General features: G+C 54.4%; 7 protein-coding genes, 1 tRNA gene and 2 pseudogenes. 7 read left to right on the top strand and 3 right to left on the bottom strand.

Annotated features, from left to right (window positions below; all coding sequences use genetic code 11):
* Window positions 1-471: 471 nt before the first annotated feature.
* Window positions 472-561: transfer RNA gene (locus ACTF5M_RS11040), tRNA-Ser, on the bottom strand.
* Between the two features lie 166 nt (window positions 562-727).
* On the opposite strand from ACTF5M_RS11040, the gene ACTF5M_RS11045 reads away from it, so the two are divergent.
* From ACTF5M_RS11045 to ACTF5M_RS11075, 7 genes are all read left to right on the top strand, one after another.
* Complete coding sequence (locus ACTF5M_RS11045; protein ID WP_438961028.1) at window positions 728-1,576, top strand: SPOR domain-containing protein; 849 nt, start codon at window positions 728-730, stop codon at window positions 1,574-1,576.
* Window positions 1,577-1,627: 51 nt separating this feature from the next.
* Window positions 1,628-2,797 (top strand): D-alanyl-D-alanine carboxypeptidase family protein, encoded by a 1,170-nt coding sequence (locus ACTF5M_RS11050; protein ID WP_438961029.1) that lies wholly within the window; start codon window positions 1,628-1,630, stop codon window positions 2,795-2,797.
* A 3-nt stretch (window positions 2,798-2,800) separates the two neighbouring features.
* On the top strand, window positions 2,801-3,397 hold the full coding sequence (gene tmk, locus ACTF5M_RS11055) for a dTMP kinase (protein WP_438961030.1): 597 nt from the start codon (window positions 2,801-2,803) through the stop codon (window positions 3,395-3,397).
* Window positions 3,398-3,448: 51 nt separating this feature from the next.
* A complete protein-coding gene (locus tag ACTF5M_RS11060) occupies window positions 3,449-4,579 on the top strand; it encodes a DNA polymerase III subunit delta' (protein WP_438961031.1) in 1,131 nt (376 codons plus the stop codon).
* Window positions 4,561-5,358, top strand: a complete 798-nt coding sequence (locus ACTF5M_RS11065; protein ID WP_438961032.1) for a TatD family hydrolase — start codon at window positions 4,561-4,563, stop codon at window positions 5,356-5,358. The genes ACTF5M_RS11060 and ACTF5M_RS11065 overlap by 19 nt, the downstream gene beginning before the upstream one ends.
* The gene (locus tag ACTF5M_RS11070) at window positions 5,359-6,162 is read left to right on the top strand and encodes an MBL fold metallo-hydrolase (protein WP_438961033.1); all 804 of its coding nucleotides are present in this window, start codon (window positions 5,359-5,361) and stop codon (window positions 6,160-6,162) included.
* Window positions 6,163-6,228: 66 nt separating this feature from the next.
* Window positions 6,229-7,158, top strand: a complete 930-nt coding sequence (locus ACTF5M_RS11075) for an AEC family transporter (protein ID WP_438961034.1) — start codon at window positions 6,229-6,231, stop codon at window positions 7,156-7,158.
* Between the two features lie 51 nt (window positions 7,159-7,209).
* On the opposite strand, the pseudogene ACTF5M_RS11080 reads toward ACTF5M_RS11075, so the two are convergent.
* Together ACTF5M_RS11080 and ACTF5M_RS11085 are read right to left on the bottom strand one after the other, a co-directional pair.
* Window positions 7,210-7,959 (bottom strand): annotated as a pseudogene (locus ACTF5M_RS11080) (YjbH domain-containing protein).
* Window positions 7,947-8,171 (bottom strand): annotated as a pseudogene (locus tag ACTF5M_RS11085) (integrase); the annotation flags it as partial. The pseudogenes ACTF5M_RS11085 and ACTF5M_RS11080, both read right to left, overlap by 13 nt.

An 8,171-nucleotide genomic window follows, 5' to 3' on the forward strand; every position in this document is an offset into this window, starting at 1 on the left:
CTATTCAAGTATCGAAAGAGCTCTGGGTAAGCGGGGCCGGTCAACCCGAACCATGCACAGTATTGCCCAAGCAGAACTACCCTTCACCATTACCCATTTCTGTGCGAGCCCGAGGGCAGTTCGGTGCAGTAGCGGCACGAAAAAGTGGCCAATCGTAAAGGGCGCCTCAATGCCATCTTTGTCCGCACAACAGCCGTAAGTGCTTTGCGAAAGCAATGTCTACTTCCTCAGCTGGGCAACCCAAAAAAATCACCCCTCAATGAATTTGTAACACTAATACTAAAAGCCCGTGGTCCAAGGCGCAGGGCTCGTGCTCCGGGGTCTGCCGTAACATTTTAATGCAATGAAACAGACCAAGTAACCCCCTAATCGACGCTGAAGAGATCAGTGCTTTTGTTGTGGGTAGGGTTGAGGGTAAAATTTTCCCAATTTAATAATCTAATTATAAATCAATTACTTAAAGGGATAATATGGCGGAGGCTCAGGGATTCGAACCCTGGGTACGCTCTCACGTACGTCGGTTTTCAAAACCGGTGCATTCGACCACTCTGCCAAACCTCCGCGTTCGGACCGTGTAGCGTGCAAATTTTGATTCGAAAAGTGGGGAATGTTGCCTAAAGCATTTCCGTCGCTTTTCAAAAGCATGACCTTTCGATAAGGTTGCGACAATTAGATAGCGAATAGGGCCAACCTTGTCGCACAGCAGGTACACAGGACGGACGAAATTATGGCTGTAAAACGCATCACAACAGTGCATTCCGTTGGCGCTTTTTTGGCAGCGGCTGTGCTTCTTTCGGGATGTGACGAGAACGGCCAGTTGTCCCTTGAAGCCCTGCAAGCAAGCCCTGATGCAACCGTCACACCCGCAACTACCGCGCGACTTGTTGAACGCGACGTTGAAGCACCCGACGTGTTTCAAGTGACAGAAACAGGCCTTTGGGATGGACGCCCGAGTTTGGGTGGTGTCTGGGTGGCCCACCCAGATGTGCAAGATCCCGAGCGGGTTATTATTCGCAATCAAGCAAACGGAAAATTTGTTATCGGTGCTCTTTTTCGTCGTGAACGCAACAATCCCGGCCCCAGCCTTCAGCTTTCCTCAGATGCCGCAGACGCAATCGGGGTATTAGCGGGACAGCCGGTGCCACTCAACGTGACGGCTTTGCGCCGTGAAGCAGTGGAAGAACCGAGCCAGACTACACCTGCACAAACAGCCATTGAAAAACCAGCCGCAGTTAAAGCGCAGCCTCTCGAGGATATTGTGGCCACCGCCGCCGATGCCATTGATGCGTCAAAAACACAGCCGCCAGCGGCCAAACCAACACCACGCCCCGCTATCTCCACTTTGAATAAGCCGTTTATTCAAATTGGCATTTTCAACGTTGAGCAAAACGCCAAGAACACTGCTGAGGCGATGCGTCAGGCGGGCATCATCCCCCAAGTTCTTCAAGGAACCAGCAATGACAAAACTTTTTGGCGCGTCATCGTCGGGCCGGCGACCAGCACATCTGAACGCGCGGGGCTATTGAAAAAGGTCAAATCACGCGGCTTTAATGACGCCTATTACGTCACCAACTAAAGAGCGCGCGCCAAGATAACGGCGCATGCTCAGATCAGCAATGAGGCACATATGACCCATCGGTTACTCATCGTTTTGGCATTTTTGATGCTGCCCCTCAGCGCTGCCCATAGTTTTGAAACGCGCGCCACAGCAGCTTACGTCATAGACCAGACAACCGGCACGGTATTGCTCGCCAAGAACGCATCGAAACCTTTGCCTCCGGCGTCAATGTCCAAACTGATGACACTCTATATGGCACTTGAAGCCGTAGAAGACGGAAGGCTCAGCATGGATGAAGAGCTGCTCGTCAGTCAATACGCGATGAACTATGGCGGCTCTACTTTGTTTCTTAGACGCGGCGAACGCGTTAGTGTCGCGGACCTCATAAGGGGCATCATTATTTTGTCGGGCAACGATGCTTGCGCGGTCATTGCCGAAGCGCTTAGCGTAGATGGCACCGAGGCTGGCTTTGCAAAAATGATGACTGCCCGAGCGCGCCAATTAGGAATGATGGACAGCAACTTTACCAACTCCAACGGATGGCCCGCGCCCGACCACCGCATGTCGATGCGCGATCTAGGCACGCTTGCTGACCTGCTGATCAAAGATTTTCCGCAGCACTACCCCCTTTTTGCACAACGCGAATTTCTATTTGACCCGACAGAAAGCTCAAACCGGTTGAACCGCAATCCTTTGCTGGCGCTTGATATTGGCGCAGACGGCCTGAAAACCGGCCACACACAAGAAGCGGGTTACGGCCTTGTGGGTAGCGCAAAACAAGGTGGTCGCCGGGTTATTTTGGTAATCACTGGCCTCCAAACCGCAGCGGAACGCGCCGAAGAAGCAGAGCGCATCGTTGATTGGGCTTTCCGTCAGTTCGCCCAGAAAGATATCATTACTGCTGGCACCAAAGTCGCTGATGCAGAGGTCTGGAACGGTGACTTGCCGCTGGTGGGACTTGCGGTTGCGCAGGACCTTTCCATGCTGCTTCCCGTCTTGGCTGCAGATCGGGTAAACGCCGAAGTCGCCTACACGGGCCCGATCGAAGCACCAATCCTGAAAGACGATGTTCTGGCCGAGTTGGTTGTGAGTGTCGACGGCCTGCCCGACACCCGTATCCCGTTGGTTGCCGAACACGACGTTTCTGCCGGTGGCTTTCTGAGCCGAATGCGAACCGCAAGCCGCGTTGTCATCCGCAAAATAGCCGGACCAACAGTTCCCCTTATGGCGGCGAATTAATCCATGACTGCACGTTTCATTACTTTTGAGGGCATCGATGGCTCTGGCAAATCGACGCAAGCGCGCCGCCTTGCTGATGCTCTGCCCAACGCAATTTTAACCAGAGAGCCCGGTGGTTCAACGGGTGCTGAAGAAATTCGCCGCCTGCTGGTTGAGGGCGAGCCAGATCGCTGGTCCGCTGAAACCGAGCTTTTGTTGTTCACCGCGGCCCGTCGTGACCATCTTGAAAAGACAATCCGCCCTGCCCTTGATCGCGGCACAACGGTGATCAGTGACCGCTTTGCCGATAGCACAAGGGTCTATCAAGGTGCGACCCGTGGCGATTTACGCAGCAAAGTAGATGCGTTGCACAGTTTGATGATTGAGCGTGAACCTGACCTGACGATCTTGATCGACATGGACCCGAAAACAGCGCTGCACCGCGGCTTGGCCAGATCAAGCGGCGAAGACCGTTTTGAGGACATGGGGCTCGAATTTCAGCAAGCCCTTCGTACACGGTTCCTCGATCTCGCCAAACAGGATCCTGCCCGTTGGCGGGTGATTGATGGCAACAGGTCCATTGAAGACGTCTGGCACGACGTCCAAGCCGCAGTCCTCTAGAAGGCGCAATTAGCGCTTTTACCTACCCCAGACCCGTGGCACACCTTTGCTATGTCTGATCTGCCCGAACCCGACCGCATTGAAGGTGCGCCTCATCCGCGCGAAACCACACGCCTGTTTGGGCATGGGGCGGCCGAGGCTGCGGTACTTGATGCCTTCACCTCTGGGCGACAACATCACGCGTGGATGCTACAAGGCCCGCGCGGTACCGGCAAAGCGACATTTGCTTATATCTTCGCAAGATTTCTGATCGCCACGCCCCCAGCGGGGAAGCCAGATATGTTCGGCGATACGGCGGCGCCCAATACATTGCACATTGATCCAGAACATCCCGTCGCACGCCGGATGGCCGCCGGATCCGAAAGCGGGCTGTTTGTCCTGAGGCGCGCTGTGGATGAGAAGGACAAAAGCAAACTCAAGACTGTGATCACCGTCGATGAAGCCCGCAGGCTCAAAGAATTTCTCACCATGTCTGCGGCCGACGGCACGCCGCGTGTTGTGATCATTGATGCGGCGGATGAAATGAATGTTCAGACCGCGAATGCAATCCTGAAACTGCTCGAAGAGCCGCCAGCCAACACCACGCTTTTACTGATCTGCCATCAGCCTTCGCGCCTGCTGCCAACCATCAGGTCACGGTGCCGTACGCTGTCTTTCAACCGGTTATCTGCACAGGATATGACCCAAGCCTTGGCGCAAGCGGATGTACCACTTCCCGCGAATATGGATCACCTAAACGTTCTCGCAGATGGATCTGTTGGGGAAGCGTTAAGGCTGCTGAACCTTGGCGGTCTTGATACATATGCCCGACTGGTTGAATTACTCCAAAACGCGCCGGGCCTTGATCGAGCTAAACTCAGCAAACTTGGCGACGGTATGATTGGGCGCGCCAAGGCACCCCAGTTTGATCTGTTTTTGAACCAGATTGACACGTTGCTGTCACGGATCGCACGTACCGGCATTGCAGGTGCACCATCTGTGGAGGCAGCACACAACGAAGGCGCGCTGTTACAACGACTTAGCCCCAATCAAGCTGCGGCAAAGGCATGGGCTGCACTTCACCAAGACATTGGTGCACGGCTTAGACATGGCAAAGCAGTCAACCTTGACCCTGCGGTGTTGGTCGTTGATACGGGCCTAAAGATTGACCAAGAAGCCGCCAAATGGGCCGTAAAAAGGTAGCCATCATGATAATCGACAGCCACTGCCACCTCGATTTTCCAGACTTTGACGAAGAACGCGCAGACATCGTGGCGCGGGCCGTTGAGGCCGGTGTGCGCAAAATGGTAACGATCTGCACAAAGTTGAAGAACGAGCCTCAAGTACGCAAAATCGCTGAAGAATTTCAACCCGTCTACTATGCGGCGGGTACGCACCCAATGTCTGCAGCGGATGAGCCGTTGGCCACTGTGGAACAGCTCGTTGATCTTGCGCAGCACCCCAAATTTGTGGGCATCGGTGAGACCGGTCTGGACTATCACTACACGGCCGAGAGCGCTGAGGTGCAAAAAACCTCCCTCGCCGTACATATCAATGCCGCCCGCGAAACAGGATTGCCGCTGATCATCCACTCGCGCGCGGCAGATGAGGACATGGCAGACATCCTTGAGGCGGCCTACGCCAAGGATCCGTTTGACTGTGTCATGCATTGCTTCTCCAGTGGGCCAGAATTGGCGCGCCGCACTCTCGATTTGGGATTTTATCTATCCATGTCGGGCATCGCGACATTCCCCAAATCGCAAGAAGTGCGCGACATCTTTGCCGCTGCGCCACTGGACCGTATCTTGGTAGAAACAGACAGCCCGTATTTGGCACCAAAGCCGTTTCGCGGAAAACGGAATGAACCCGCCTACACCGCCCACACCGCGGCGGTTGGCGCAGAGGTCTTCGGCATATCGCTTGATGATTTCGCCAAAGCGACCACGGACAACTTTCACCGCCTGTTCTCAAAGGCCGCCTGAATGGAGCGGGTGTTTACCATACTCGGTTGCGGCTCATCGGGAGGCGTTCCGCGATTGGGGCCCAACGGCGGAAACTGGGGGGCGTGCGATTCAGGTAATCCCAAAAACAGGCGTCGCCGCTGTGCGCTACTTATTGAGCAGCACACAGATGAAGGCACCACAACGGTCCTAATCGATACCGGACCCGATATGCGCAGCCAGCTCCTTGATGCGAGTGTCGGCGCGTTGGATGCGGTTGTCTATACGCACAGCCACGCAGATCACGTCCACGGCATCGATGACCTGCGCCAGATCGTCTACAACATGCGTAGCCGCCTTGATGTTTATGCCGATGGCGACACGACAAACGACCTCATTTCACGGTTTGGCTACGCCTTTGTCCAGCCAGCTGGTTCAAGCTATCCGCCTATTTTAAACCTTAACACAATCGATGGCGATGTTACGGTGCCGGGCGATGGCCGCGAGATCATTTTATCGCCAATTCGCGTGACGCATGGCTCTATCGAGGCTCTTGGGTTTCGAATTGGCAACGTGGCCTATATGCCTGATGTATCCAGCATGGGTGAAGACGGTTTTGCGATGCTGAACAACCTTGAGTACTTCATTCTTGATGCCCTGCGCTATGAACCGCATCCGACACACCTGAATGTTGAACAAGCGCTTGAATGGGTAAATCGCCTGAGACCATCCCAAGCGGTACTGACCAACATGCATCTCGATCTTGACTACGACAAACTCAACCGTGAAACCCCTGATCACGTCACTCCGGCTTTCGACGGGATGCAGATAAAAGTTCAGCTCTAGCTTTCTTTTGTTTTCAAGTATCCCCGCCGGAGGCCCACGACGCTGCTCACCCACGCCGGACCCGCCATGCAAGCTCTGATTGACGTCATTATTCCTGTCTTTTTGTTGGTCGGTTTCGGCTATGCCGCCTCATGGGGTGGATTGTTCAAGGCAGAATATGTCGACGGGCTGATGAAGTTCGCCCAAGGATTTGCGATCCCGTGCTTGCTGTTTTCGGCCATCGCTAAACTTGATCTTGGCCAATCCTTCAATTGGCCCATTCTGCTTAGCTTTTATTCAGGCGCATTTGTTTGTTTCGCTTTGGGGCTGATCGGCGCCAGAGTGCTTTTCAACCGCGATTGGGAAGACGCAGTTGCCATCGGGTTTGTGGCGCTCTTTTCAAACTCCGTACTCCTTGGCCTGCCAATCACCGAGCGCGCCTTCGGGTCCGAGGCCCTGACCGGTAACTACGCCATCATCGCCATTCACGCACCACTTAACCTAAGCATTGGCATCATCGGGATGGAGCTTGCCAAAGCCCACGGCGCGCCTGCCCGTGACGTTGCACGTACCATATTCACCTCTACGATCAAAAACTCACTGATCATCGGCATTTCGCTTGGATTTGTTGTGAACCTCACCGGATTGACCGTGCCGAGTGTTTTGCAAGACGCCATTGATTTGATGATCCGTGCCGCCTTGCCCGCCGCACTCTTCGGGCTTGGCGGCGTGTTGCACCGCTATAAACCCGAAGGTGATATGACCACGGTGCTTTACGTTGTCGCCCTGTCGTTGGTAGTGCATCCAGTGATCGTGTACAGCGTTGGTCAACTGGTAGATTTGTCTACGGTTGAGATGCGATCGGCTATCATTACCGCCGCCTCCGCCCCCGGGATCAACGCCTACTTATTTGCAAACATGTACGGGCGCGCAAAACGTGTAGCCGCCACATCCGTTCTATTGGGCACTGCAGCGAACATGGGGTCTATCTGGGTCTGGTTGTTGATCTTGTCGTGACGCTTAATCAAGCGGTAGATAACAGCAGGCATGCTCGAACACTCGCGCGCATCATTTCCAGAACTCCCCCCAGCTGTCGTATGCGCGCTGATCACCCGCATCGCGCACCTTGGGATAGAGCTGATCAGACACATTCAACCGCGCACCCGCATCCCCGGAAATGCTGCCCAATCGCAGCGTGCTTTTCTGCGCAGTCGTGGTCGGTGCGACCCAACCCAGAGGGATTGAGACCCGCAGACCTAACTTGAGTTGTTCGTCTTTGTTGGCTTGCGTGAGTGTCGCACTCAGCTACGTATCCCAGCCGTTTGCATGATAGCGTGACAAGGTCACTTTGCCGCCCCAGTCTCCCGCCAGATATTTACCAACATCCAACTGAGCAGAAATGCCCTTGTACCCTGTGTCCCAATAGACCGAACCATGGCCCGTTGTGGCCGTGTTATCCACAAATGCAAATGCGTCGTCATAGTCACGTTTCTTCACTTCGTTCACTTCGAGACCGAATGCAAAATTGCTCGCGCTTGGGGTCAACAAGATTTCGGCACTCGCCCCGCCATAGCCGCGCTCTAGAAGGCCAAAGGAAAACCGCAAGTAAACCGTATCGGAAAGTTTGCGCTGATAAACAGCCGCCAGTTGCGTGAGTTGTACCAAACTCCGGTCATTTAAGCTGTTATCGCTGCGCGCGATTGGCAACGCGGGTGCTGGGTCTTGATTTTCGTCCCCCGCCAACAAGTAATCAAGCACCCCAACAAAACTCAGCGATGGCGACACGGTGTATTTACCGAACGCATTTAGAACCTCCACAGCTTGGCATCTTCTCGTCTGTAGTCTCGGACTTCTCGGTCACCAGCCACAGACAGAAATGCAGAGAGGGAAAGGCGAGAAGGCCTCTCGTTGATGTCTCGGAGGGAGACATACTCCTCAGCGATCTGGGACAGCAGGTAAGACCTTGGCTTAAAGCCTTCTACAACAAGAGCCAGATCTACGGGCTGGACTGCCCGCTTATCACGCCAAGA

Origin of the sequence: Nereida sp. (genome assembly GCF_965655635.1) — a bacterium.
Classification (GTDB): Bacteria; Pseudomonadota; Alphaproteobacteria; order Rhodobacterales; family Rhodobacteraceae; genus Nereida.

Bases quoted from the DNA above. Each gene is read 5' to 3' on its own strand.
- ACTF5M_RS11045 (WP_438961028.1), top strand. From the start codon at position 728: ATGGCTGTAAAACGCATCACAACAGTGCATTCCGTTGGCGCTTTTTTG.
- ACTF5M_RS11050 (WP_438961029.1), top strand. From the start codon at position 1,628: ATGACCCATCGGTTACTCATCGTTTTGGCATTTTTGATGCTGCCCCTC.
- tmk (WP_438961030.1), top strand. From the start codon at position 2,801: ATGACTGCACGTTTCATTACTTTTGAGGGCATCGATGGCTCTGGCAAA.
- ACTF5M_RS11060 (WP_438961031.1), top strand. From the start codon at position 3,449: ATGTCTGATCTGCCCGAACCCGACCGCATTGAAGGTGCGCCTCATCCG.
- ACTF5M_RS11065 (WP_438961032.1), top strand. From the start codon at position 4,561: ATGGGCCGTAAAAAGGTAGCCATCATGATAATCGACAGCCACTGCCAC.
- ACTF5M_RS11070 (WP_438961033.1), top strand. From the start codon at position 5,359: ATGGAGCGGGTGTTTACCATACTCGGTTGCGGCTCATCGGGAGGCGTT.
- ACTF5M_RS11075 (WP_438961034.1), top strand. From the start codon at position 6,229: ATGCAAGCTCTGATTGACGTCATTATTCCTGTCTTTTTGTTGGTCGGT.